This window comes from Anaerobacillus alkalidiazotrophicus (assembly GCF_001866055.1).
In genome coordinates this window covers 218,557-244,214 of record NZ_MLQS01000017.1, presented here as the reverse complement: position 1 = coordinate 244,214, position 25,658 = coordinate 218,557, and the positions used below count along the sequence as shown (strand labels likewise).

Sequence of the window (25,658 nt, the reverse complement as noted above, 5' to 3'; positions counted from 1 at the left end):
GATTTCAACTATGAGGTTCCATCTAAAAATTGACAGGCTATTTATTATTAGTTTGTGTAATGATGTCTGAAATTGTATTCGTTACATCGAACTGTTCAATAAAAATTGGAATAATTACATTAAAGTTCTCACTTGATTTTCTAGATATTTTAGTAATCTCTTCAGAACTAGCAGCCACTTCTTCAGTTCCTGCAGCCATCTGTTGGCTAATAGCAGATATTTCATGAATTTGTTCATTAATTGTTTCGGTAGCTTTATTAATTGATTCGAATGATGAGGATAAATTCTCTACAATGTGTAACCCAGATACTACGTCACCTTTCGAAATGTCCATTGCTTCACTAGCACGATCTGCTTGAACTTGAATACTTTTTATCAATTCTGAGATTCTTTCTGCGAATTGGTTAGATTGCTTAGAAAGTTTACCTACTTCATTTGCTACAACCGCAAATCCTTTTCCTTCATTTCCTGCTCTTGCTGCTTCAATACTTGCATTCAATGACAAAAGGTTAGTCTGATTAGCTATATTACTTATTTCTTCAATAATTGCTCCAATTTCTTTTGTACTTACTTCAAATTCTTTAACTGTATCTGCCAATGTTGAAAAAGAACTATCAATTTTATTCATTTGATTTATTACCGATGTTACTTGTCTTTTTCCATCCTGTGCAGTTTGAGAAGCAACGATGCTAGATGAATTTGCAATCCCACTTGTTTCAGCTATTTGATTTACCCCTGTAGCGATTTCTTCCATCGCTAGAGAGGTATCTCTCGCAGACTTCACTTGTGTATCTAAGCCCCCTGATAGCTCAAATAATATTGAGTTAAATTCGTTATATTGTTCTTCTTGGTTTACTAGTTTACTTTCAATTTTATTAAATAAAGTTATTAAGCGTGCCTCTTTTTCTTCTAATTCTTCAATACGAGAGTTATTAGCATCAACTACATCCTTCATTAAGTATGCTAGATTTTGAAAATTCGTAGGTGCCGTGTTTGGATCTTCTAAGATTTCATTTAATTGGTGTTCCATATCCCTAATGCTTCTTATTTGTTTAACACCAATAATAAATCTAAATCCATAAAACGCTCCACTTATCATTACCATTAATAGTAATGAATTTAATGACATAATTTCATTATTACTGATCAAGAGAAAAATAAGGGAAATAAGAACGCCTAGAACAACTGATGTAATAATTTTTTCTACACTAATAAAAAATTTACTCATACTTTTTTTAATTTTTTTCATATGCTCTCCTCAATTCTTTAGTAATGTAATAAACTGCCTATAAAACTTCTATTAGACTTTTAGATTAAATCCATCCATACCTATGTGTGACTGACTTTTTAGACAATCTTAGTGTTAACTACTTTCTTGAGTGTTTATTTGGTAAGACAAGAAAACAGCAAAAGGCATGAATAAATAAAGTTAAGGTTTTAATAACTCTTAAATTTGTTTACTCATGCCTGATCAAATCAGTAACACGTAAAAATATACTTTCAACTACTGATACAAGTAACCCTTTTCATATAAAGTTAGCATACTTACCGTTTCATTTCAATATAATTTCACTTTCTTTATTGTTTAGAGTTTCATACAAAACAGACTCGGCTGGCGTCCGAGTCTGTTTTACCGCAATTTACAATTAGATTAATTGTGCTAGATGATCAATCACCTATATAACTATATTAACTGTTATTTCGAATTGTTTCAACAGCTGTTTTGTCAGTATTCTTAACAAGTTTAATAATAAACTCTTTTGCCGCTGCATAATCATCCACATGAATAATTGAACTTGATGTATGAATGTATCGTGAACAAATACCGATTACTGCTGATGGAACACCACTTCCTGATAGGTGAACCTTTCCTGCGTCTGTTCCACCAGGGGAAATAAAATATTGATAAGGGATATTATTTGTTTCAGCAATATCTAATAGAAATTCACGCATTCCACGGTGTGTAATCATTGAACGATCAAAAATCCGTAATAGTGCACCCTTACCTAAATGTCCAAATGTATCCTTTTCTCCTGAAGCATCATTAGCAGGGCTTGCATCTAATGCATAAAAAATATCAGGTTTAATCAAGTTTGCTGCAGTTTGAGCTCCTCTTAAACCAACCTCCTCTTGTACAGTAGCACCTGAATATAAAACATTTGGAGTTGTTTCATCTTTTAACTCTTTAAGTAACTCAATTGCAAGTCCACAACCATAACGATTATCCCAAGCCTTAGCTAAAATTTTCTTATTATTAGCCATCGGTGTGAATGGACATATTGGTACAATTTGTTGGCCAGGTTTCACTCCAATATTCTGTGCGTCTACCTTATCATCTGCACCGATGTCTATATACATATTTTTAATTTCCATAGGCTTGTTGCGTTTTGCTTCATCTAATAAATGTGGTGGAATGGATCCGATAACACCTATTACAGGTCCATTATCAGTAATAATCTGAACACGTTGTGCAAGTAACACTTGACTCCACCATCCGCCTAATGTTTGGAAACGAATAAGTCCTTTCTCTGATATAGAAGTGACCATAAAACCAACCTCATCCATATGGCCTGCAACCATTACTTTCGGACCCTTTTCATCACCACGTTTCACACCAAAAATACTACCTAGACGATCTTGAATAATTTCATTTGTATATTTCTCCAGTTCAACACGAACAAATTTCCGTACTTGATGCTCAAACCCTGGTGCACCTTGAAGCTCTGTTAATGTCTTAAATAATTGTAATGTCTCCTGATTCATCGTATACTCCTTTCGGATACCGTAATATTATCTACATTGTCTATTTTAACGAAAATAAATTTGACTTTCCACCGATACCTTCATTTTGTTAAAAGCATATTATTAATATCCATTTTTATAAAATGGATATTTTAGGTATACTATAATAGATATTGACGTATTATATTGACCACATTTGAGTGTACAGCACTGAAAGATGATTTTACCCAAGATCAATATCTATCTATTTTTTATTATTTGAGTGTTTTCAAAAAAAAAAATTAAAAATATGATGCAATTTAAAGAAAGAGGTGCTAAAAGTGAGCATAAAACGATTTTTAATTGGCCTTGGAATCGGATTCGTTGTAGGATCGGTTTTAAAAGATCAACTGATCCAGGAGTATATCTCACCTGAAAAGGCATTACGAATTGTGAAAGGGAAAGTCGGTGAACAAGGGGTAGTAGAAGGGTCATGGATCCATATGATTCCTGAAGATTTCGAAAAAAAATTATTAAATTACACTGTTTATCGAGGAGGAGTTTCATGTTCAATTGAAGGAGACTTTCATCAATTTGAGTTCATCGTCGATGCCAAGACTGGAACAGTTTTAGAATTATCATCACAAGATCAGGATACATAAAGCTCAACTGCAATCAGTGAGGTTCTTCGTACCCCACTGATTGCTAAAGAATAAAGCTGAACTTCAATCAGTGGGGGTTTTCCTTCATCCCCCACTGATTGTTAGTTCAACTTATCGGACCTTTAGGGGCAGTTTATCCCCCACCTAAACTTCTCGATTTTCTTAAGCTTTGAGGTGGGGGTCTTACTTGCCCCTTAAGAGTGGGATAAAGTTTAGATTTTTGAGTTTGTTAAAATATTGTCATGGAGTAACTGATACCATACCGAAAAGGACGGGTATTTATTAGGTTTCTTTTATTTTAATACTTTGATTTCTCAAAACTTCTGAAATAATTTCCCCTTCTTTGTTCCACTTTAACGCACGATATTTATTATCGTGATAAAAAATAAACCAAGAACCTTCATCTAATCCCTTTTCTAGCCACTTTTGCTTTTCGGCAATTGAAATCATTGGGTAATCGTCATAAGCAGAAACCCATAGAGGATTTGAATGTGCGTGAGTAGGCATTAAGTCAGCCATATGAATAAAACATTCACCATTCCGTTTTATTAAAACAATACTATGTCCATCACTATGACCACCTGTGTGATGAATTTCAATACCTGGAAATACTTCAAGCATCCCATTAAATGTTTGGACCTTATCCAAGATTGGACTCCAGTTTTCTTCCCAATAAGTATTACGGGAGCGAAAATTAGGTTTTTTTAGTTCTTCCCATTCTATTTCATTTACTATTATCGTTGCATGTTCAAAAGTAGGTACGAGGTTATCCCCTTCCCATTTTGCGATGCCACAAGCATGATCAAAATGCATATGAGTCATTAATACATAGTCAATGTCACTCGTTGAAAGTCCTAGTCGATTTAAATCTGAAGAAAGTTTTGACTCTGATGTTATCCCATAATTCCTTATTTGCTTATCTGAAAATTTATTATTTCCTATACCTGTTTCAAGGAGAATGTTTTTTCCTTCGACTTGTATTAAGATAGGATCTGTACATAATTCTATTTGGTTCTTTTCATTACATAGATACTTTTTTGACCATAACGGCTTCGGGACTACACCAAAGACTGCTCCACCATCCATATGAATTACTCCGCCATTAAGCCATGTTAAGGTTAAATCACCTACAGTTATTTGTTCCACTACTTTCGTTCTCCCTTGCAAATATTCTTTTATCCCACTCTTAAGGTCCGATATAGAATAACTTTCGTCGACGAAAGCTGATAATTATTATTCTTATGCCTGAGGTATAAGTTGAACTAACAATCAGTGGGGGATGAAGGAACCCCTCGCTGATTGAAGTTCAGCTTTACCGGAACTGGGCTTCGCAGCGATATATTCTCATACCTTTTTGAGAAAACTTTTCTTCATACTCTGTCATTACATTTCCTTCAATGTTACTATTATGAAGATCTAAGCTAACATTATTTAAGATCAGCCCATACTTCGAAAAACTGTGAAGCGAGTATTCAAATAATCCTTGATTATCAGTTTTAAAGTGAATTTCACCATTCTTTTTCAGCACTTGTTCATACATTTTTAAGAAGCTTTCATACGTCAATCTGCGTTTTTCATGACGATTTTTTGGCCAAGGATCAGTAAAATTGATATACACTCTGTCAATCTCGCCTTCCGCAAAATAATTTATTAAATTTACTACATCTTCATTTAACAATTTAAAATTCGTTAAATCAGCTTGTTGGATACGTTCTAATGCTGTAATAATGACACTATCATATTTCTCTACCCCAATGTAGTTTATGTCAGGGTGTAGCTGTGACATGCCTGTCAGAAATTGTCCCTTACCTGTACCTACTTCGACGTGAATCGGATTATCATTACCAAATATTTCACGCCATTTCCCTTTATTATTTAACGGATTTTGTATAACAATTGTCGGTTGTTTCAATAAAGCCTCAGATGCACCAGGTTTATTTCTTAATCTCATTTTCTTCATCCTCACTCAAAATAATTATTCTCTACTATAAGAACCACACAAAAATTCTATTGTGCAAGTCCACTTTCCTATCCATTAAATACAACAACATCCCATTTTAGTAAGTATTCAGGATGATGATCTACTGCCGCTGTAACATACAGCATATCTGCTACTTTCCATATAAGTACTTCTTTATAGTCTTCCTCAGGATCATTCCCAACATAAGTTGATTGGATGTTATGATATAAAGGGCTACTTGTATCATGCTCAGCCTTTTTTACCGTTAAATTATGCCAAGGGTGATTTTTTATCTGACTCATTGATAATTCAAACATTTTTACCTCTTCTATGAGATCACCCTTGTTTGATTTAATTCCTTTTAAGATTGATGTCGTTTCTATATAAATAAAATCCAATAATTCTTCAGAAAAAATCACTCGTACTCTCTCCTTTTAGCTAGTTCCTTTGGTAGTTTACCATAAAAGTTCTATATCTTTAACACATCATTGATCAAAAAACTTGCATAAATATATTAATTTCTCCTTTTTCTAAAGTTGAATAGTATAAAATAGGGTAAGATGTTAAGAAATATGAAAATAAAGGAGTGATTAGATGATTAATCAACCGGAACCAGTTTTTAGTTTTACCATTCCTTACTATACTTCAAGTAATGGAGAAACAGACGAACTTTTTGTTTCAGAAAAAACATATGGAAAATACTTACTTGCTGTTAATAAAACGAATGTTATCGTTATCCACGGTACACAACATCCTATCTCTTTTACATACGGAGAAGTTACCACTACTTTATTCGATAATAAAAAATCGATTATTGTAATTGGAACAAAAGACCTTGATGAATACACAAGTGAACTAATCGATATTGCTATTGCACAAGAATTAGAAAAAATAGTTCTTATGGATAGAAACGAATTTTTTCGTTTTTTATATGATGAGTCGACTCCTGATCCTATTAAAATTTTCATTGATGATTTCCAACAAACTGTTGAGGAAATACATATCACAAAAAGATTAAAAAAGGAAGGGTATCGCATTCACGAAAGGGAGGCATCACTTGCTGAAGATATTTTGGCAAATGCAATACATTTTACAGAACTTAGAAATATATCACCTTTTGAAAATGAACATGGTGTGTTTTTATTAACAAAGCTAATTTACTTACATTACTCAGACCGATCACTTTATCAACAATACAAAGTACGTTTACAACCAAACTACCAAAGACTTTTTATTGAAGCTGAAAAGCTATTAAGTGTGATAAAGAAAGTGAATTTATCAACAGCAAGGGGGCGCGAACGTGCTATAGATAAGGTATTTCAATATTTAAACTATAAAAAATATGTAAAAAAAATAACGCTTAACGATGTTGAAGAATTTCATGTACAGCTAAGGGTATAACAATTAATAGGGATAAATGTTACATATATAGCACATCCTAATTTTGAAAAGCATACATAAAGGATGTGTTATTATATGAACTATCAAGACCAATTAACTCTATTAACTGACATTTTGAAAAATCAACAAGCTCAGCAATATGGAACAGAAGACGAATTCAATCAAATTCAGCGATTAGCACAATCACTTCAAGGCCAAGAACAATTAAACGAAACGATGCAACAAACTTTAACAAATATTACAAACTATTGCTCGACTCGAGACTGTAATAATTCACAACAAATCGATCAGTGGATTCAATCCATAAACGAGAGCACAATACCTTACCCTCACGAATAAGAAAGTTTATGTACTATTTATTCTAGGTTCTAATGCAACAAAATAAATAATAAAGCAAAACATCAAAAGCGGGGCTTTTGATGTTTTGCTTATAAAAAAAGAACATAAGTCACTTAAACACTCATGTCCTTTTATTATCTTTACAATCTATGTTAACTAGATTAAATATCAGCAGCTAAAAGCTTTGTAAGATAATTTACCCAGTAATTCATATCGGTATATTCCTTACGTTGGTTATGCCAGATAATAGCGTATATAGTCTGAGAAACAACATACCAGTGCATGCGATTATATAATCCCTCATCTAACTCTACTCCATAATTTTCTAGCCAACTCTCCCAATCCTTTGTAGGTATATATAAATAAAGGAGTAATCCTAAATCCAGTGCTGGGTCTGCAACAATAGCTCCATCCCAATCAATCAGAAACAAATCTCCTTCTTCACTTAAAACCCAGTTATTATGATTAATATCACAATGACAAACAACGTACTCACTATGTTCTACACTTTGCACACGTTTATTCAAATAATTTAGAGCGTCATTAATACTCTGTAAATTCAAGCCACTATTCTTAATTTTCCCATCTATTTCTTCGACAATTGACTGAGGTGTAAGTGGCTTATTACCAATTCGTTTAAACATTTCTAGGAGTTCTTTAGAACGATGGATCTTACTAAGAAGTTGAGCTACTATCTCCTCTTTCATTTCATAAGATTTTAATTCTCTCCCATTTACCCATCGTTGAGCAGTGATGACATCGCCATTTTCTAAACGCCTTGTCCAAAGTAATTTTGGAACAATTCCTTCAGCTGATAAAACAGCTAGAAAAGGTGACGAATTCCGCTTTAAAAAAAGCTTCTCTTCCCCAAACCGGGCATAATATGCTTCTCCTGTTGCTCCACCAGCAGGAGTCACCTCCCACCCTTTTCCTAATAAATGTTCCAACAAATTCACCCTCAACTTCCTAATTCTAACGGGATATATTTTTAAACTTTAATAATAATTTTCACAAGAAAAGCGTAAGCGCCTTGGTCACGAGCGAAAGGCACTGGAAGGCCTTTGACAGAAGCCGCTCTTTGGCTTCCGCGTGCTTCTGCGTCTTACAGCAATGCTTCGAAGTAGGCTTCCTCGAAGCAAAGTAGCATGAAGCATCATCAAAGAAGCAATCCAGGAAGTCAGTGAAGTCAGAAACTTGACTGAAGTGACCGAGCTCGTAGGCGCTGAAGCTAGACAGCTTCTAAGTTAGAAATTATAAATTCTGATTGTAAAATAAAGATTTCATGTGAACCAGTTTCAATTAAGCATACTTTGTTGTCGCTGGAATCATAGTAATCATTTCACCAATAAAAACATATATTTCCCAACAATTCCCTAAAAGTTTTTTTGAAATAATTGTTCTGTATTTCACGAAATTTTACTTCCACAAATTATAATAATACTAGTATACCTTATTTTTTGTAAAGAAAAAATTAAAATTATTGTAAAAAGTGTAGAATGAGAAAACTCAAGGAGCTCATTACTGCTCCTTTTATGAATTTTTCATTCTACACAATATTTTTAATAAGATTTCGGATGAAAAAGAACTGTTGTACTTATCCCTTGCACATTAATTTTTGCCCCTTCAAATGTTCTAAGTGGTGAAACAGCCGATTTATTACCTTCGACTAAAACATCCCAGTATCCACTGGATGGTAATATTAGTTCCTTTTCACCTTCAAAGCTATTGTGAGCTATTACAAACATCCCTGAGTTATCCTTTAACATATAGGCCAAGCAATATGAAGGGGTATCAAGAATATGCATATTTTTCTTCACTTGATCAGCGGTCGAAAATCGAAATACATCATGTGTTTTTCTTAACGCTATTAAACCTTTAACATAATCAACGTAATCCATATGAAGAGCTTTTCTTTTCCAATCCAATTTATTTATTTCGTCTGAAGAACAATAGCTATTTTCAACACCTTTTTTCGTTCGATAGAACTCTTGACCTGCATGTAAAAATGGAATTCCTTGACTCAATAATGTTAATGCTGTTGCAAGACGATGCATTGAAGCTCTTACTTCTTCTTTTTGATCACCGTTTGAAAGCTCCAATTTATCCCATAACGTATGATTATCGTGACATTCCACATAGTTTACTGACTGATATGGCTCACGAAAAATACCTTCTATATGATAAAATCCTTTTATGCTCCCACTTACTAACATTTTAAAAGTTTCTTTTAACTCACCATTTCCATTACAAAATCCTTTTTTCGTATGATCAAAGATACTTCCTTTAAGCTTATCGCGAAATTGATCATTAAAATGACTGATACTAGGTAATAAATCAGAATTAGCAATAATCGCCTTCTTTTCTCTTTGAATTGGGGTAGCTAAATCCCAACCTTCTCCAATGACTATAATTGATGGATCAATTTCATTTAATTTATCTCGAACTTTATTCATTGTCTCAAGGTCAAGGATGCCCATTAAATCAAAACGAAAGCCATCCACTTGATATTCTTCAGCTAAAAATTTAATTGAATCTACAATGAATTCCCTTACCATCTTTCTCTCTGAAGCGATATCATTTCCGACTCCTGTTCCATTTGCTAAACTTCCATCTAGTTTATATCGAAAATAGTAACCTGGTACAATTCTCTCAAAATTTGATCTATGGTGTATATAAACATGATTATAAACAACATCTAAAATCACTCTTATTCCTTGCTTATGAAAGGATTTAACAACTTCTTTTAATTCAAGTATTCTTTGTTTCGGATCCTCGGGATTTAAGGAGTAACTTCCTTCTATGGCATTGTAGTGAATCGTATCATATCCCCAATTATATTTATCCAACGATTTTGTTTCATCTACGCTACCAAAATCTTGAACAGGTAATAATTGTACATGCGTAACACCTAAATCTACAAGGTAGTCTAATCCGGTAAGAGTACCCCAAGGACCGCGCGTTCCCGTTTCAGTCAAAGCTTTGTACTTACCTTTATGTTTCATCCCACTATTCTCGTCAATCGAAAAATCCCTAACATGGACTTCATAAATAATTGCATCATTTCTTGATTCGTAGGAGGGTTTCTTGATTTCATTCCATTGATTTGGATTAGTTTGAGAAAGATCTACAACTACCCCTCGTTCCCCATTCACAGTTACTGCTTTAGTATAAGGGTCAACGGCTTCTCTCCACATTCGATCAATCAATAAACGATATTTATAAGCAGTGCCCTCTAAATCTCCAGAAACAGTATAATGCCATACACCCTTATCTGCCTTTGTAAGAGGATACCTTTGTTGTTGATTACCGTTAAATAAAATTAATTGGACTTCAGTCGCAGTTGGTGCCCAAAGTTTAAAAGTTGTTTCATCTTTTGTATACGTAATACCTAAATCATCAAGATCATAAAAGTAAAGGTCATCGAAAGTTTCAGTACGAACTACTTGACCTGTTTTAACATCAAAAGATATTTGCTTATTTGTAAAAACTCTATATTCCGTACCTAGATTTACTGCTTTCTCCAAGTAAAGCTCATAACGCCATCTTTCATTGCTTTTTCTCCAAGTTTTTATGGTCAATGGTTCATTGGTTTGTGTATTTATAATTGTAAAATGGGAGAGTTCTTCATCCACTTCTGAAAAGGGTATTGTGATTAACATTAGTTCATCTATATATGCATTTTTGGCTACCACAAATATCTCTCCTCTCTTTACGTATTTTTTTAGAAAAACATTATAATATTTTCAAAAATATTTGTTACATTAGTTTACTACCTAGTTTATTATATGAAATTTATAGTAACTTCGTTCAACTAAGTATTAATTCCTATAACAATCTTTATGAGAAAAAAAGCCTACTTAGTAGAAAAACTTAGAATTTTTTCAGTCATAGTTGCAATTAAGACATTTCTATTCCTTATTCTATTTAATTATTTAAGTGTCACCTATATCAAGGAGGATATTTCCATTTTTAAAAACCCTTTAGAAACTAAACTCTTAATGGCATCTACACTATTACTATAAAACAAAAATGGAATTGATATGCTTGATTTATGTATTATACAGAATTTAATTAGAATATTTTTTAAATATTCACAAATTCTTTTCTTATTTACTCGAGTGAATATAAAATCCTATTGCACCACTAATCATTCAAGTTTAGAGTACACCAACTAGATTTCTTAGTAGCTTGGAAATCCATTACACTAATAAAGGTAATACCGTTAAAAAAGATCACATTAAAGATCATTCTTCCACTTTTAGTGATCGTTTCAGATTATTCATTATTCTATGCCAATAAATCGTTTTTGAATTCATCTGATACCATAATCGTTGACTTTTAATTATAAATTTTCGTAGTTCTCCTCAGCGAAATCTTGTTCAAGTTCTGAACGAGGTTCAGAGGTTGTTTGACATAAGTCTAACAACTTTTGACTAAACCTAAGCTGTGTTGATTTAATCGGAGTTGAATTATTCTTTAACTTTTGTTGCCATTCATTTATATTCCGTTGATCAAGAAAGGTAGTTCTACCCCATGATGAAGTAGTAGCATCAATATAACCTTCTCGTGTTAAGACTGCTTTCTTCACCTTAAACCTTATTTCTGTGACTTCTAATATTTTATTCAAAATAGTACTCATTCGATTTAAAGATAGTAAAGGATTAATGATTTTCCGTTCATCATCGCCATTTAATTCCAACCAATATCTTTCTGAATATGTTTGAAAAATTGAATTTTCCCTACCTTCCAGATTTACAATGCACCAAATTTCAGTCGGACCAACGATTAGGATATCAAACTGTACCGCAGCCTTTGGGTAAGTGACTACTGGATAATAAAATACAAAATAATTATCTGGAAGTGATTGAAGAAACCACTTCAATGTTTCATCACGTAAATATGATTTCTTTAATAATGACTTTTCCACTAACGTGGAACTTGCCCAATTAAGTTGAAACTCAAATAATTCTCGTAGAAAGTTCATTTTTAACTCTGGCAAAGATTTATACTTAAATTGATATTGGTGTTCTTTAAAATCATTATAAAAATCTTCTGTTTGATTTTTACGTTTATAAAAATGTTTAAGTTTACTGAATGCATTTCTAATACTCTTTTTTTGTTGTTCAACAAAATATTCCACCGAAGGATTTTCTACTAAATAGGATGCTTCCCATTCTCGTTTTAACCTTGCCCAACGCTCTCGCTTTAAACGAGAAAATTGGCTTGGGTATCGGTACATGTCATATTGATAACGTGAAACATAATCCTCTAATTTTACTAAGTGAGCCACAAGCACTCCTCCAAAAACGACGATGTCTAAATATTTAATAAAGTACAATAAAATTTTATCATAACATCTACCTATTTTGGAATGGAAGAGTTTATGTTAATTAGGTTAGTAGGTATAATAATCCGTACTCATTCTTCATTTGCTAAAGTAAATGAAGAGATAACTTCATATTTAGGCGTTCTTTGTAGATGTGTTTGATATATCACAAAATTTGATACCTTCCACTTTTCTTCTATTACAACTGATTGAAATGACCTATTTAACTGTAACTTATCGAAAGGTGAAGCACCTTTAAATTTACGTGCTATTGTAATATGAGGATTATAAGCACGTTTGTCTAACTCCATACCGAGTTGTAAACATGCCTGGAAAACATCCATTTGAAGCTTAAATAACTTGTCTTCTTTTTTTATACCAGCCCATAAAATCCGCGGGGCATGATTTGGTCCAAAATGCCCAATATGATCAATTATTAATGGAAATGTTTGATGTTTGTCGGCAATAACATGAAGTTTTTCTTGTAGGTTTTTTATTAAAGAGAACTCAATTCCACCTAAAAAAGCTAATGTAATGTGATAATCCTCTTCATGAACAAAGCGTTCAAACGGTGGTGTTTCATCCCGATTCCATGCTGCCAATTTTTTCCTTACTCTTTTTTCAATGGGTATTGCAATGAAATAATGGGGTTGCATTGTCACTAAAGGCTCTCCTTTCAATAAAAACTTTTATTTGTATATTCTTTATTATTGTCAAATTAAAGTCAAATTCTACCGTTTAAATCTTATCTTTATTCCTATCAAGATGATAGGATTTCTCAACATAATTGTGATAAAATAATATGTATATAATATATAATAAAAAATTTATCTATTATCTTATAAAAAGTAAAGGAAGTGTAATATATGCGTATTGTAAATAACATCGCAGATTTAATTGGCGATACGCCATTAGTAAAATTAAACCATCTTCCAAGTAAATCGGGAGCAGATGTCTATTTAAAGTTAGAATTTATGAATCCTAGTGGTAGTGTAAAAGATCGTGCAGCTTATCAAATGATTTTACAAGCAGAAAAAGACGGGTATTTAAAAAAGGGATCTACAATTATTGAACCTACAAGTGGTAACACCGGCATAGGACTTGCCATGAACGCTGCTGCTCGTGGTTATAAAGCTATTTTAACAATGCCCGATACAATGTCAAAGGAACGTATTAATATATTAAAGGCATATGGCGCTGAGGTAGTACTTACTCCTGGAGATGAAAAAATGCCTGGAGCGATTAATAAAGCACATGAACTTTTGAAAGAAATCCCTAATAGCTATATGCCAATGCAATTTGAAAATGATGCTAATCCTGAAGCACATCGTCTAACAACAGCATTAGAAATTAAGGAAGCGTTAGATAGTATCGGGAAGAACCTAACTGCTTTTGTAGCTGCTTCAGGGACCGGTGGCACAATTACGGGGACTGGTGAAAAACTAAAGGAACTGTACCCAAATGTTAGTGTCCATGTAGTAGAACCTGCAGGATCACCTGTTCTATCTGGAGGAAAACCTGGACCTCATAAACTTGTAGGTACAAGCCCAGGATTTATCCCACCAATTTTAAATGAAAATGTTTATGGAGAAATTTTTAAAGTTGAAGATGATGATGCATACAATGTAACAAGACGTCTTGCACGTGAGGAAGGTATTCTTGTTGGTCCATCATCAGGAGCTGCTTGCTTTGCAGCTTTAGAAGTAGCAAAGCGTCTTTCACCAAAAGATGTCGTAATAGCAATTGCCTGTGACACTGGTGAGCGTTATTTATCAACCGATTTGTTTGACTTTGAAAATTAAAAAGAGTAAGTATCTTGGTCAATAGCAAAGTAACTTCTAACAGGTAGAGCTGAGCAAAAGCGTTCCAAGTTCATTTTTTACTTGCCGTACTAAAAAATCAGGTTGAGATTCTCTCAACCTGATTTTTTTTAGTAATCATGAATTTCACAATTCATGATCTCACAACGGAGGTACTTCATCTATTCATTTATACTAAACTGTTTGTAACTGGATATAAATTTATACGGTTCATTTTTGGTATTTTGACATACTCAATCAATTAGTTTACTTCTATTGTTAGATTTTGATACAGGAAATTTAATAATTTTACCAAAACCTTACAAGAATTCTCCCACTTTCCTTTGCTAAATATTTCAAATTATTATACAATTACATTATTAAAAGGAATTCCATATATTTTCTGATAGTAAGAAATTCATTTTTAAAGCTGCTAATCAGCTGGTTAAGAAATGCCTATGTACTTTTTTGTTTTAAGAAATGAAAAAAGAATAAGGAGTGGTTTTTTGGAAACTTCAACTGATCGGATGATAAACCGAATTAAGTCTGTCTACCTCTATATTAAAAAAAGAGGCATTGTTACGACAAATGAATTAGTTGAAGAATTTGGAATTACCTCAAGGACAATTCAACGGGATTTAAACATACTAGAATATAATAAGCTCGTGAAGAGTCCTAGCCGTGGCAAATGGACTATAACTAAAAAGAAAACAAAGGTTTCCTAAAGTAAAAAACTAAATAGAAAGCAAGTTAAATACTCCCCCAACGATGAACGTTGGGGAATTTTTATTCCTTACTCAATTATCATTCAAATGTATCCTTAACCAACCTAAAAGATCGTTAGGTACAACTCTAAACAAAACAAGATTAATTAACGATTAACTAACTTCTCAACTTCATCCTCGGTCAATTCTCGGTACTCGCCTAAATCTAGCGTTGAATCAAGTAATAACGGCCCAATAGATAGACGTTTTAAGTAAGTCACTTTTTTACCAACGGCTTGAAACATTCGTTTGACTTGGTGAAACTTCCCTTCCGTAATTGTAAGTTCAATTTCAGAAACTTCGTCTGATTTTAAAATCACTAACTCTCCTGGTTTTGTTTTGTAACCATCATCAAGGGTAACACCATTTTTAAACTTTTCAATATCATCATCAGTTACTTTGCCTTGAATTCGTGCGTAATACGTTTTTGGAACGTGCTTTTTAGGAGAAAGAAGCTCATGAGAAAGTTTACCGTTATTTGTTAATAACACAAATCCTTCTGTATCTTTATCTAACCTCCCGACTGGAAATGGTTCATAGCGAGCATCTTCTAATTCTAATAAATCAACAACTGTTTGCTCATGAGCATCCTCTGTAGCTGAAATAACACCTTGAGGTTTATTCATCATTAAATAGACAAATTCCTTATACTCTACTTCTTCACCATTAACTACAACTTGATCCTGCTCTATTGCAATATGCTTTTTGGCATCCTTAATGACTTCTTCATTTACACGTACTGCCCCTGTTTTTAATAGCTTCTTTACTTCTTTTCGACTTCCATAGCCCATATTGGCCAAAAACTTATCTAACCTCATTCCTCTTTCCCCCTTAATGTTATTTGTTGCACAATATTCTTTGCAAAATCTCCTAAATCATTATTTAAATATGCTTTTACGTTTCCGCGCGTAATCTGTGATAACGTTTGTCTAATTACTATAGGCTGAACTCCAGACTTTATTAGTTCTTCCTCTAATTTTAGTACCATTTCAATCGATGCCTTTGTTCCTATTGTATTTGCCAACAATACTTCTTTTTCGGTTCCATTCACAATCGTAAAATTTTCACCTAAAAAGTTTCTTAATGGTTCAATTTCTTCTTGAATGGGTACAACAAAAAGTCCATTTTGATCTTCTACCATTTGTTTGGCATGCCCTGCTAATTTACAAGGTATAATCTTCTTAGAAAAAAGCTTATTCACCTCATTACTATGTAAAGCAGTAGCAAAAAGATAAATTTTAACATCATCCCGAAAATACTTTTCGTATGTATTAAGAAATGGAATAACATTATTTGCAGGTAGCATTAATAAAACATGACGTACTTTATTAAAATTTCTTGGTTCTAAATAGACGATACGATTATCCAGTTTTTGAAAATCTTCAACTTTTTGTTTCTTTCTAGTGTAAACAAAAATCTCCTCTTTGTATGAACATAATTTTAATACACTTTGTGCTAATTTTCCTAATCCTACAATTAAATTCATAGTCACCATCCCCAGTTACATTTTCACCAACAAAAGCCACAGATGAATTGATAAATTACCACCAAATTAATATCACTACATATAATCGAAAATGTAAGAAAAAACTGCAATCAATTTTTTTGATTACAGTTTCTTAATCGAATTTACGACATTTCCTCTGAGCCAAACATATATTGTCTGGTACGAACATTAACATTAAGAACAATACCGATAGCAATCATATTCGTTAGTAAAGCACTACCACCATAACTTATAAACGGTAAAGCCAAACCTGTAATCGGCATAAGACCAATAGTCATCCCGATATTTTGGAATATCTGAAAGACTAAAAGCCCTATTACACCAGCTACTAAATAACTACCATACATATTATTACAACTAAAAGCAATAATAATCATTCTATAGAACAGTAGGAAATAAACAACTATTAATATCGTAGCACCAAGAAAACCGAATTCCTCACCAATTACAGTAAAAATAAAATCTGTATGAATTTCTGGGACACGCCCACTTTTAGATAATACACCTTCAGTGAAACCTTTTCCATAAAGCTGACCAGAGCCAATCCCCTGGATCGCCCCGAGAAGCTGATATCCAAGTCCACCTGGGTCATTATATGGGTTTAACCATCCATAAATTCTATCTAACTGATGAGATTTGATAAACTTACTAAAAAGCGCAAAGTAATTATTGTGAAGCCAAACTAATATAGCTAAAATTGATGTAATGATCGTCCCAAGAACAGCAAAGATCTTCCAAGAAATCCCTGCCATTAGTAACATCGTACCCATTATACTAGCAATAACTAATGCTGTTCCTAAATCCGGTTGTATTAAAATAAGAAAAAACGGTGGTAAACCTACCGCCAACACTTTTAGTACAACTATACAATCCTCTTTTAATGACCTTTCTCTATACTCTTTTGTTATTAGAAATAGTAAATGAGCTAGAGCTAATACAAGAAATATTTTCACGAACTCTGACGGCTGAAATAAATTGTTCCCTACTCCAATCCAACGTTGCGAACCGTTTCGCTCAATTCCAAAAAAATGAACAGCTAATAACGATATAATCCCTATTACATAAAGTGGAATTGTAAAATTTTTAAATAAATCATAATCAATGACCATTGCTCCAAGCATTAGTGCAGTTCCTATCACGAACCAAATAACTTGCCTCTTAACAAAATGTGAAGGCTCTACAGAGTATTGTCCAGCCATAGCAGCACTATAAATGGCAAGCAAGGAAATGCACATTAATAAAAACAGCAAAAATAGCAACGTATAATCTAACTGTTGTAAATAGGTTTTACGTTCTTGCATGGCTTGTATCCTCCGTTTAATGATTGCCTAATTTATAACTAAAGCTTTATTTTATAATTTTGAAAAGCCTTTTCTAATGTTATCATAGCTTATTTTTTTTAACAAAGGTATTTTTAACTAGGATATATAACAAACAAAAATGCTGAAATATATCATCACCTTTTTTATTTTTATCCTAACAAAAAAGTGCTTAGTCTATAAGCACTTAAAAGTTTTATCCCACTTTATCGTGTTCAATATTATGTGTACTTTTTATAGTATTATTTCTAGCGATATTAGCAAGTATTCCAACACTAACGGCAGTAATTAATAATGAAGATCCACCATAGCTCATGAAAGGAAGTGGAATTCCCGTAATTGGTAGCAGACCTGAGACTGCACCGACATTTAGACATACTTGAAGCGTAAGTTGAAAAGTAATACCAAAAGCTAAGAGACTACCAAATGGCGTATTACTTCGAACGCCTATCAAAATCCCTCTAAATAATATGACACCTAAACATATAAAAACGAATAAAATACCAAGCAAACCAAGCTCTTCTGCTACAATTGCCAATATAAAATCCGTATGAGCTTCTGGTAAATAGAAAAGCTTTTGTACACTTTGTCCAAATCCTGCCCCAGTAATGCCACCATGAGCCATCGCAATGTAAGACTGAATCAGTTGATAGCCCGTCCCAGTTGAATCGGCAAACGGATCCATAAAACCAATAAGACGATCCATCCGGTATGATTCAGAATTAGCATACGACCAAACAATGAAAGCTGCAAATCCACCTAATCCGAATAAATGGATCAACTTCGCTCCCGAACAAAAAACAATTAAACCAGCAACGGCTAATATTAATCCTGCTGTCCCTAAATCTGGCTGCTTCATAATTAACAGGAAAATCCCACCAACAATTAATAAAGGTGGCATCACACCTCTAGTAAACTGATTTATATATTTTTGTTTCCTTGAATAGACATGAGCTAAATAAATGATAATGCCTAGCTTTACAAACTCAGATGGCTGCAAAATCATCCCTACATTTAGCCACCGAGTCGCTCCATTTGACTCTACCCCTAAAGGGGAAAAAACTACTAATGACAATGAAAGAAATGATAAAAAGACAATTGGAAATACAAGTTTTTGATAAAAACGATAAGGAAATCTCATAAATATTATAAAAAGTACGGTAGAGACAGCAATCCATTGTAACTGCTTTTTGAAATAATAAAAAGGATCACCATACTTGTCGAATCCAACTACATAGCTAGAGCTATAAATCATTATTAAACCAAATGAAGCTAGTAATATTATTGCAGTGAGCAAAATCCAATCACTTTCTTTTTTTACTGAATTTTCCATACTAACCCCCTTGGTATACAATAATAATGTACAATATAGATTTTATTATATCAAACTACTTTTTTGATAAAAAGAGTTTTCCAAAATTATCAAACCTGGCCCAACTTTATTAAAATAGGCGTTTCAATTAACGCAACCTTCACGTGTGGGCATAGACTATTTACTGAATGAACAGATACCTAATATTAAAGGAGAGATCATATGGATTATTATCGACAATTCCCTGAAACTCAATTTTTCCCTGGGTTCCCATTCCCACCAACTCCGGGGCCAACTCCACGTCCACGTGACCTTGAACGTCGCGTTTCCCAGTTAGAAAGAATTACTCAACGCCAAGGCGAACAAATTAATGAACTAACTCGTCGTGTGCGTAGACTAGAACGTCAATTAGGCCATGGATTTGGTGGGCCTGGACCACAATACTAAGAAATACGGTATACGTTGAAGATTTAGTTTTTTTCTAGATGATTAACATCGAAATCTACCAATTCTCTAAACTTTACTTCAAACATTGGGGGGCTTTCCCCCAATGTTTAAAAGCTATAGTTTCTTTTTTTAGTAAGATAAAGTACACTAAATTCCCTCAATTTCTAGATGTGGACAGATTGCAAAAGAACGGAAAGATTTTTTACCCCCGCGCTTTTTTCTTTAGAAATTTAAACCGTGATCCTAGTATTTGCCCTGCTAAATTTGTTCTAACACTAACATATAAATATACTACTCCTCCAGATAGAACAGTGACCAACAAAACGATAAAAGAATATACGCGATTATCTAAAGGTAACCAAATCGTTAGAAATTCCTTTACAGCGATGATGACAAAAGCCATTATAGCTGTAAAAAACACAATAAGTAGTGAACGCTTTAAAATAAAGTAATAACGATAGTTAGCATGTTTTCCAATTGCCCAAATATTTACACCTAATGAAGTAACATACCCCAATCCTGTTGCATAAATTGCTCCTATCGCTTCAAAATTAGCAATTAGATAAATGTTAAGACTCAGCTTCACTAATAATCCAGCTAGTAGCCCGATTACTGCAAAACGCTGTTGATTAATTCCTTGTAAAATTGCTGATGTTACAGCAAATAATGAGAATAATACCGATACTGGAGCATAGTATCTCAAAACAGCTGCCCCAATATGAACATCTTCTAAACCAAATAACGTTCCATAAGCAGGATAAGCTAAGATGGACAAACCTACTGCAGCTGGTAAGGTTAAAAATAAAATAATTTGATATGTTTGAGTTACTTGTTTTTGTAAAAGACTTTGGTCATTATCAATAAATGATTTTGTAATGGTTGGTAACAACGTTAAAGACATAGCTGTTGCAATTGAAACTGGTATTAAAATTAATTTATGGGCTGCTTGAGCAAAAGCTCCAAATGCCTCTTCAGCCGTTGCTTGATCATACCCAACCCCCATAAGCGCATTATTAAACGTCAGTAAATCAATCAACTGGTAAAGTGGAATGGCCAACCCCACAAAAGATAAAGGTAGGGCATAGGATACAAGTTCTTTATATATCTTTCTAAGTGGAAGCTGATGATTTACTTTACTTTCCTGGATTTGTTTATTTATATTGCCTCTCCTTTTAAACCAATAAATAAGTAGAACTGTTAATCCACCTAGCGCACCTACAAACGCACCAAAAGTCGCAAAGGATACCGCTAACCCAACTGAACCGTTCATCATGTGAACAATTATAAACGTCAAGCAAAGGATAAAGATAATTCTCACAATTTGTTCAATAACTTGAGAAACTGCTGTAGGTCCCATTGATTGATATCCTTGAAAGTAACCACGTATTAAAGACATAATTGGCACAATAAGAAGGGCAACACTAACCATTCTGATCGTTAAAATAACATCTTCAATTGAATTTCCTTTCAAATCCTTCCCATCTACTACTAGGTTTGCAATTGGTTCTGCTAATAAAAACAAAATTAAAAATGAAACTAAGCCTGTGATAGACATAACGATAAGACCAGATTTAAAAAGTCTTCTACCTGTTTCATAATCTCCTAATGAATTGTATTTAGATACAAATTTCGAAACAGCTAGTGGTATACCTAGAGTTGCCACACTTAAAAGCACTGTATAGGGAACATAACCATACGTATACAGCGCTAATCCCTCTAAGCCTACTATAGCCTTAAAAGGAAAAATATAAATTAAACCTAAGATCTTTGAAATAAAAATCGAGGCGGTTAAAATCATAGTACCTCTAACTAACTTTGCATCGGTCATAAAACACCTCTTAATTTTAAATTTACAAATTCAATTTGAAAACATTTTCTATATTCTATATTAATTTTTCATTTATATTCATAACTACTATTTATACGATCTTAATAAAATAATTCCTCTTTCTTGGTCCATCAAATTCGCAAAAATATATTCCTTGCCATGTACCAAGTAATAAATCTCCTTTATGAACGATAATAGTTTCTGATGAGCCGAACATACTTGCTTTAACATGAGCTGCTGAATTACCTTCACCATGAAGGTCGCGGTGATGCTCCCATGGAACCATCTCATCTAATCTATAGAGCATATCATGTACCACATCTGGATCTGCATTTTCATTTATTGTAATAGCTGCTGTTGTATGAGGACAATAAACAACTACAACTCCATCTTCTAGGTTTTGAGATTTAACATATTCACGAACTTGATCTGTTATTTCAACCATTCCATCTCTATTATTGGTATGTATCATCATCTTTTTTACCATTCGAACTCAACCCCTATTATATCGGATTTACCTTTTATATTACTGTCATTCATTTTAACAGGTTGGAAGGTAAGCTACAATCACCAAGGGTGATTTCTTATAAGTACCATACCACATTACCAAAAAAAGCCACCGAAATGCGGTAGCTTTTTTTGGTAATGTCAGACATATTAGCATTTTGTCCAAATATGGTGTCACACCATATTTGGTTATGCTCCTTTTTGTTCGACTGACTTAATCTTAATTCTATTTAATTCGTGAGCTTCAACATCGCCACTCTTTTCAACGAAGACCATCTCGTTTTCCTTTAAATTCATAAATAAAATTGGTGTTATGATTGAGGTTGCATGTTTATTGATGTAGTCGAGATCAACATTTAATAGTTTTTGACCTTGGTTAACCTCTTGTCCTTTTTCAACAAACAACTCGAAACCTTCTCCATTTAATTTAACTGTATCAAGACCTACATGAATCAAAACTTCTAAGCCGTTATCAGCTTGTATACCAATTGCATGTTTTGTAGGGAAGATGTTTAAAATTTTTCCCTTTACAGGAGAAATTACTGTTCCATCCTTTGGTACGATCGCAAATCCATCACCCATCATTTTTTCGGAAAAAACTGCATCTGGAACTTCAGTAATAGGTAATAATTTCCCTTTTATTGGTATAGCTATCTCATCTGCTTGAAAAGATGTATTTTGTTTTACTTCTTCCTGGTTTTCTGTTGTTGAAGCCACATCTTCTGTAAATTGATTAAGCTCTTCTTGTAAATTTTGGGATTGAAGTAATTCATTAATTTCATTTTTATAAAGATCAGAATTTCCTCCAAAGATTACTTGAATGTTATTTTTTATTTTCACAACACCGGCTGCACCTAATTGTTTTAATAAATTCTCATCAACAAGTTCAATTTTACGAACTTCTACTCGTAGGCGAGTAAAACAAGCATCAACATGAACAAGGTTTTCAGGACCACCTAAGGCTACAATTGTATGCAAAGCAATTTCTTTATTTCTCTCTTCTTTACTAGATTTAGACCCATCTTTTTTTGCATTATAGTCTTTTCTAGTGAATAGCTTTGCTTCCTGTCCGCCACGTCCAGGTGTTGCAATATCCCACTTTTTAATAACAAAACTAAACGAGAAGTAGTAAATCGCAAAGAACATAGCACCTAAAACAATGTTCATCCACCAATTTGGTGTACCTGGCAGAACGTTAACAAGAATATAATCGATAAATCCTGAACCACCTGCCCATCCAAGGTGAACGTCAAGCATATACGTAAGAGCATATGAAATACCTGTTAATAAAGAATGAAATACGTATAAGAACGGAGCAACAAATAAGAACGTAAATTCAATTGGTTCAGTAATACCAGTTAAAAATGCCGTACCTGCTGCTGCAATTAACATCCCTTTAACAACCGGCTTTTTATCAGCGTCTGCACGCTTGTACATCGCAAGTGCTGCTCCTAATAAACCAAACATAATGATAGGGAATTTCCCTGCCATAAAGCGCCCTGCTGTTACTTCAACACCAGCAGCAATTTGTGCTAAGAAAATATATTGGTCACCTGAAACTAGTTGACCTGCAACTTCAGTCGTACCACCTAAGCCCGTCCATAAAAATGGTGCATACCAGATATGGTGAAGACCAGTTGGGATCAGTAAACGTTCAAGCGCACCATACAAACCAACATAAGCTGGATTTGTTGCATCAGTAGCGATAATGTTTGCAACAGCATTAATTCCACTTTGAATTGGTGGCCAAACGATCATCATCGCAAACGCTAGAATAATTGAAGCAAATACCATGAAAATACCGACAGAACGGTCACCTGCAAAGAAACCAAGCATCTCAGGTGGTTGGAACTTATGAAACTTCCTATAAATATAAACAGCTAAAAATCCAACAACGATACCACCAAGAACTCCGGTTTCAAGTGTCGGAATCCCTAATGCCATTCCATATTCGCCACTTGTTGCAGCCATTTCTGGTGTAATCCCTAAGACAAATGAAATAGTTGTGTTCATAATAAGGTAACCAAGTAAAGCAGCAAGTGCAGCAATACCCGAGCCACCTGTTAAACCAATGGCAATACCTAGTGCAAAAATAATCGGTAGGTTAACGAACAAGCTAATACCAACCTGTAACATACCAGCACTTATTTGAGCAATTACTGGATTTTGTAAAAATTGTACATTTTGAGCCAATGGACCAGTTAAAGCAGCACCAATCCCTAACAAAATTCCGGCAGCCGGTAGTAAAGCAACTGGAACCATTAAGGCTTTACCAAACTTTTGAAGACTACTAAAATCAATTTTCAAATTACTTCTCCTCCTTAAACGCTTTCATTAATCTTTCGAACAAAAATGGGTTACTCTCTTCTTGTAGAACATAAGAAGAGAGTTTTCATTATTAAACTAATGTAAGGTCCTTATCAGTAGCTAATTCACGTTCTTTTTTTAACTCTGGCCAGTAGTTCTCATTGGCAGCAATTAGATCGTCAAGAATGTTTCTTGCTACAGGCGCATCTACAACCGTACGGTTTAACGTTAATGCTTGTAACGCTTTGTTATAGTCATTTTCAAAGTACGCATCGACAACAAGTTTTTCGTACGCAAGTTGGCCTTCAATCATTCCTTTATAGAATGTTGGGATTTTTCCAACTGCAAATGGCTTTGGACCACGGTTTGTCAGCATTGCTGGAACTTCAACCATCGCATCATCTTGAAGATTTGAAATAATACCATTGTTCTCAACGATAACAATAAAAATATCACCGTTATTGTAAGCTAAAGATGCAGCTACACGGATCATGTAGCAACCGTGAATGTCAACTTCTAAATGAGCACCTTCAGTTGTACCATTCGCAATAATGCCATCACATAATTGATGAACACGTTGCTCACGACCATTAATAACTTGTCTAGCTCTTGTATTAGATACATCTTCTTTACTTACCATATCACTTGGATACAAGTAGTATTGTAAATACGTATTTGGTAAATACTCTGGGAAATCTGTTAGCATTGTTTTCACTTGTTTAAAGGTTTTAATCCAAGATGGATCATTAACAATCTCAGAATCTTCAGGTAAAAACCCTTTATTTAAGATGTGGTTTTTAATTTCATCTGTTAAGTCATTTCCTTCTTTATCATACATTTTCGTAAACCAACCAAAGTGGTTTAAACCGAAGTATTCTGGAACAAGGTCCCAAATTTCTTTCTTTAAGATACTAGCATAACTAACCATAATCGCCGCTGGCATATCACAAATGTTAAGGATCTTCTTATCTTCTGGGAAAGCTCTACGCAGTGCTTCAGCAACAATGGCCGCTGGATTTGTATAATTTAAAATCCATGCTTCTGGAGAGTATTGACGGATCTCCTTAATTAGCTGGATCATATCACCAATTGAGCGTAGACCGTACCCCATTCCACCTGGTCCACATGTTTCTTGACCAACACAACCATGGCTTAATGGGATTTGCTCATCTTTCTCACGCATCGCTAGTCCACCTGTACGAATTTGTACGAAAGCAAAATCAACATCTGTGAAAGCTTCTTCTTTACTAATTGTATAATGGAACGACTCAAGCTCTGGATATTTTTCTTTAAGGATAATTTCACAAGCTTTAGCAACTTTCTCTTGTCTTTCTGCATTTGTATCATAGAATGTGATGCTTTTTAATGGGAAGTTTTTCTTTTCCTCAATTAAACTCATAATCATACCCGGAGTATACGTACTACCTGCACCAACAACTACTAAATTTTGTTTTTTCAT

General features: G+C 33.7%; 23 protein-coding genes. 6 read left to right on the top strand and 17 right to left on the bottom strand.

Going from position 1 to position 25,658, the window contains the following annotated elements:
- Positions 1-37 precede the first annotated feature (37 nt).
- Positions 38-1,249 carry a methyl-accepting chemotaxis protein gene (locus BKP45_RS11510; protein WP_071389824.1) on the bottom strand — a complete coding sequence of 404 codons (1,212 nt, stop codon included), beginning with the start codon at positions 1,247-1,249 and terminating at the stop codon, positions 38-40.
- 440 nt (positions 1,250-1,689) lie between these two features.
- Positions 1,690-2,763 (bottom strand): M42 family metallopeptidase, encoded by a 1,074-nt coding sequence (locus BKP45_RS11505; protein WP_071389823.1) that lies wholly within the window; start codon positions 2,761-2,763, stop codon positions 1,690-1,692.
- A gap of 299 nt (positions 2,764-3,062) precedes the next feature.
- Between BKP45_RS11505 and BKP45_RS11500 the strand changes: the two genes are divergently transcribed.
- Entirely contained in the window at positions 3,063-3,383 is a 321-nt protein-coding gene (locus tag BKP45_RS11500) for a PepSY domain-containing protein (protein ID WP_071389822.1), read from the top strand.
- A 282-nt stretch (positions 3,384-3,665) separates the two neighbouring features.
- On the opposite strand, the gene BKP45_RS11495 is transcribed toward BKP45_RS11500, so the two are convergent.
- The 3 genes from BKP45_RS11495 to BKP45_RS11485 form a co-directional block, all read right to left on the bottom strand.
- Positions 3,666-4,529 (bottom strand): YtnP family quorum-quenching lactonase, encoded by an 864-nt coding sequence (locus BKP45_RS11495; protein ID WP_071389821.1) that lies wholly within the window; start codon positions 4,527-4,529, stop codon positions 3,666-3,668.
- 166 nt (positions 4,530-4,695) lie between these two features.
- Complete coding sequence (gene trmB / locus BKP45_RS11490) at positions 4,696-5,334, bottom strand: tRNA (guanosine(46)-N7)-methyltransferase TrmB (protein ID WP_071389820.1); 639 nt, start codon at positions 5,332-5,334, stop codon at positions 4,696-4,698.
- A 77-nt stretch (positions 5,335-5,411) separates the two neighbouring features.
- Complete coding sequence (locus BKP45_RS11485) at positions 5,412-5,762, bottom strand: hypothetical protein (RefSeq protein WP_071389819.1); 351 nt, start codon at positions 5,760-5,762, stop codon at positions 5,412-5,414.
- A gap of 175 nt (positions 5,763-5,937) precedes the next feature.
- On the opposite strand from BKP45_RS11485, the gene BKP45_RS11480 reads away from it, so the two are divergent.
- Both BKP45_RS11480 and BKP45_RS11475 read left to right on the top strand, forming a co-directional pair.
- Complete coding sequence (locus tag BKP45_RS11480) at positions 5,938-6,744, top strand: hypothetical protein (protein ID WP_071389818.1); 807 nt, start codon at positions 5,938-5,940, stop codon at positions 6,742-6,744.
- A 75-nt stretch (positions 6,745-6,819) separates the two neighbouring features.
- Entirely contained in the window at positions 6,820-7,083 is a 264-nt protein-coding gene (locus tag BKP45_RS11475) for a YtzH-like family protein (protein WP_071389817.1), read from the top strand.
- 161 nt (positions 7,084-7,244) lie between these two features.
- On the opposite strand, the gene BKP45_RS11470 is transcribed toward BKP45_RS11475, so the two are convergent.
- From BKP45_RS11470 to thpR, 4 genes are all read right to left on the bottom strand, one after another.
- A complete protein-coding gene (locus BKP45_RS11470; RefSeq protein ID WP_071390150.1) occupies positions 7,245-8,030 on the bottom strand; it encodes a phosphotransferase family protein in 786 nt (261 codons plus the stop codon).
- 612 nt (positions 8,031-8,642) lie between these two features.
- Complete coding sequence (gene pulA / locus BKP45_RS11465; RefSeq protein WP_139193815.1) at positions 8,643-10,775, bottom strand: type I pullulanase; 2,133 nt, start codon at positions 10,773-10,775, stop codon at positions 8,643-8,645.
- A 650-nt stretch (positions 10,776-11,425) separates the two neighbouring features.
- The gene (locus BKP45_RS11460) at positions 11,426-12,373 is read right to left on the bottom strand and encodes a nuclease-related domain-containing protein (RefSeq protein ID WP_071389816.1); all 948 of its coding nucleotides are present in this window, start codon (positions 12,371-12,373) and stop codon (positions 11,426-11,428) included.
- 128 nt (positions 12,374-12,501) lie between these two features.
- The gene (gene thpR / locus BKP45_RS11455) at positions 12,502-13,065 is read right to left on the bottom strand and encodes an RNA 2',3'-cyclic phosphodiesterase (protein WP_071390148.1); all 564 of its coding nucleotides are present in this window, start codon (positions 13,063-13,065) and stop codon (positions 12,502-12,504) included.
- A 210-nt stretch (positions 13,066-13,275) separates the two neighbouring features.
- On the opposite strand from thpR, the gene cysK reads away from it, so the two are divergent.
- Together cysK and BKP45_RS11445 are read left to right on the top strand one after the other, a co-directional pair.
- Positions 13,276-14,211 (top strand): cysteine synthase A, encoded by a 936-nt coding sequence (gene cysK, locus BKP45_RS11450; RefSeq protein ID WP_071389815.1) that lies wholly within the window; start codon positions 13,276-13,278, stop codon positions 14,209-14,211.
- Positions 14,212-14,714: 503 nt separating this feature from the next.
- Positions 14,715-14,933, top strand: a complete 219-nt coding sequence (locus tag BKP45_RS11445; protein ID WP_071310148.1) for a DeoR family transcriptional regulator — start codon at positions 14,715-14,717, stop codon at positions 14,931-14,933.
- Positions 14,934-15,079: 146 nt separating this feature from the next.
- Here BKP45_RS11445 and BKP45_RS11440 read toward each other — a convergent pair whose 3' ends face one another.
- The 4 genes from BKP45_RS11440 to ftsW all read right to left on the bottom strand — a co-directional run bounded on the left by BKP45_RS11440 (position 15,080) and on the right by ftsW (position 19,131).
- On the bottom strand, positions 15,080-15,790 hold the full coding sequence (locus tag BKP45_RS11440; RefSeq protein WP_071389814.1) for a pseudouridine synthase: 711 nt from the start codon (positions 15,788-15,790) through the stop codon (positions 15,080-15,082).
- Positions 15,787-16,458 carry a hypothetical protein gene (locus tag BKP45_RS11435; protein WP_071389813.1) on the bottom strand — a complete coding sequence of 224 codons (672 nt, stop codon included), beginning with the start codon at positions 16,456-16,458 and terminating at the stop codon, positions 15,787-15,789. The genes BKP45_RS11440 and BKP45_RS11435 overlap by 4 nt, the downstream gene beginning before the upstream one ends.
- Before the next feature lie 143 nt (positions 16,459-16,601).
- Positions 16,602-17,780 (bottom strand): rod shape-determining protein RodA, encoded by a 1,179-nt coding sequence (gene rodA, locus BKP45_RS11430; RefSeq protein WP_071389812.1) that lies wholly within the window; start codon positions 17,778-17,780, stop codon positions 16,602-16,604.
- A gap of 214 nt (positions 17,781-17,994) precedes the next feature.
- Complete coding sequence (gene ftsW / locus BKP45_RS11425; RefSeq protein ID WP_071389811.1) at positions 17,995-19,131, bottom strand: putative lipid II flippase FtsW; 1,137 nt, start codon at positions 19,129-19,131, stop codon at positions 17,995-17,997.
- A gap of 201 nt (positions 19,132-19,332) precedes the next feature.
- Here ftsW and BKP45_RS11420 point away from each other — a divergent pair, with 201 nt between their 5' ends.
- Complete coding sequence (locus tag BKP45_RS11420; RefSeq protein ID WP_071389810.1) at positions 19,333-19,557, top strand: hypothetical protein; 225 nt, start codon at positions 19,333-19,335, stop codon at positions 19,555-19,557.
- A gap of 202 nt (positions 19,558-19,759) precedes the next feature.
- On the opposite strand, the gene BKP45_RS11415 is transcribed toward BKP45_RS11420, so the two are convergent.
- The 4 genes from BKP45_RS11415 to BKP45_RS11400 all read right to left on the bottom strand — a co-directional run bounded on the left by BKP45_RS11415 (position 19,760) and on the right by BKP45_RS11400 (position 25,658).
- Positions 19,760-21,385: a putative polysaccharide biosynthesis protein gene (locus BKP45_RS11415; protein ID WP_071389809.1), complete on the bottom strand. Its 1,626-nt coding sequence runs from the start codon at positions 21,383-21,385 to the stop codon at positions 19,760-19,762.
- Between the two features lie 91 nt (positions 21,386-21,476).
- Positions 21,477-21,872 (bottom strand): secondary thiamine-phosphate synthase enzyme YjbQ, encoded by a 396-nt coding sequence (locus BKP45_RS11410; RefSeq protein WP_071389808.1) that lies wholly within the window; start codon positions 21,870-21,872, stop codon positions 21,477-21,479.
- A gap of 209 nt (positions 21,873-22,081) precedes the next feature.
- Entirely contained in the window at positions 22,082-24,199 is a 2,118-nt protein-coding gene (locus BKP45_RS11405; RefSeq protein ID WP_071389807.1) for a glucose PTS transporter subunit IIA, read from the bottom strand.
- 91 nt (positions 24,200-24,290) lie between these two features.
- Positions 24,291-25,658: a 6-phospho-alpha-glucosidase gene (locus BKP45_RS11400; RefSeq protein ID WP_071389806.1), complete on the bottom strand. Its 1,368-nt coding sequence runs from the start codon at positions 25,656-25,658 to the stop codon at positions 24,291-24,293.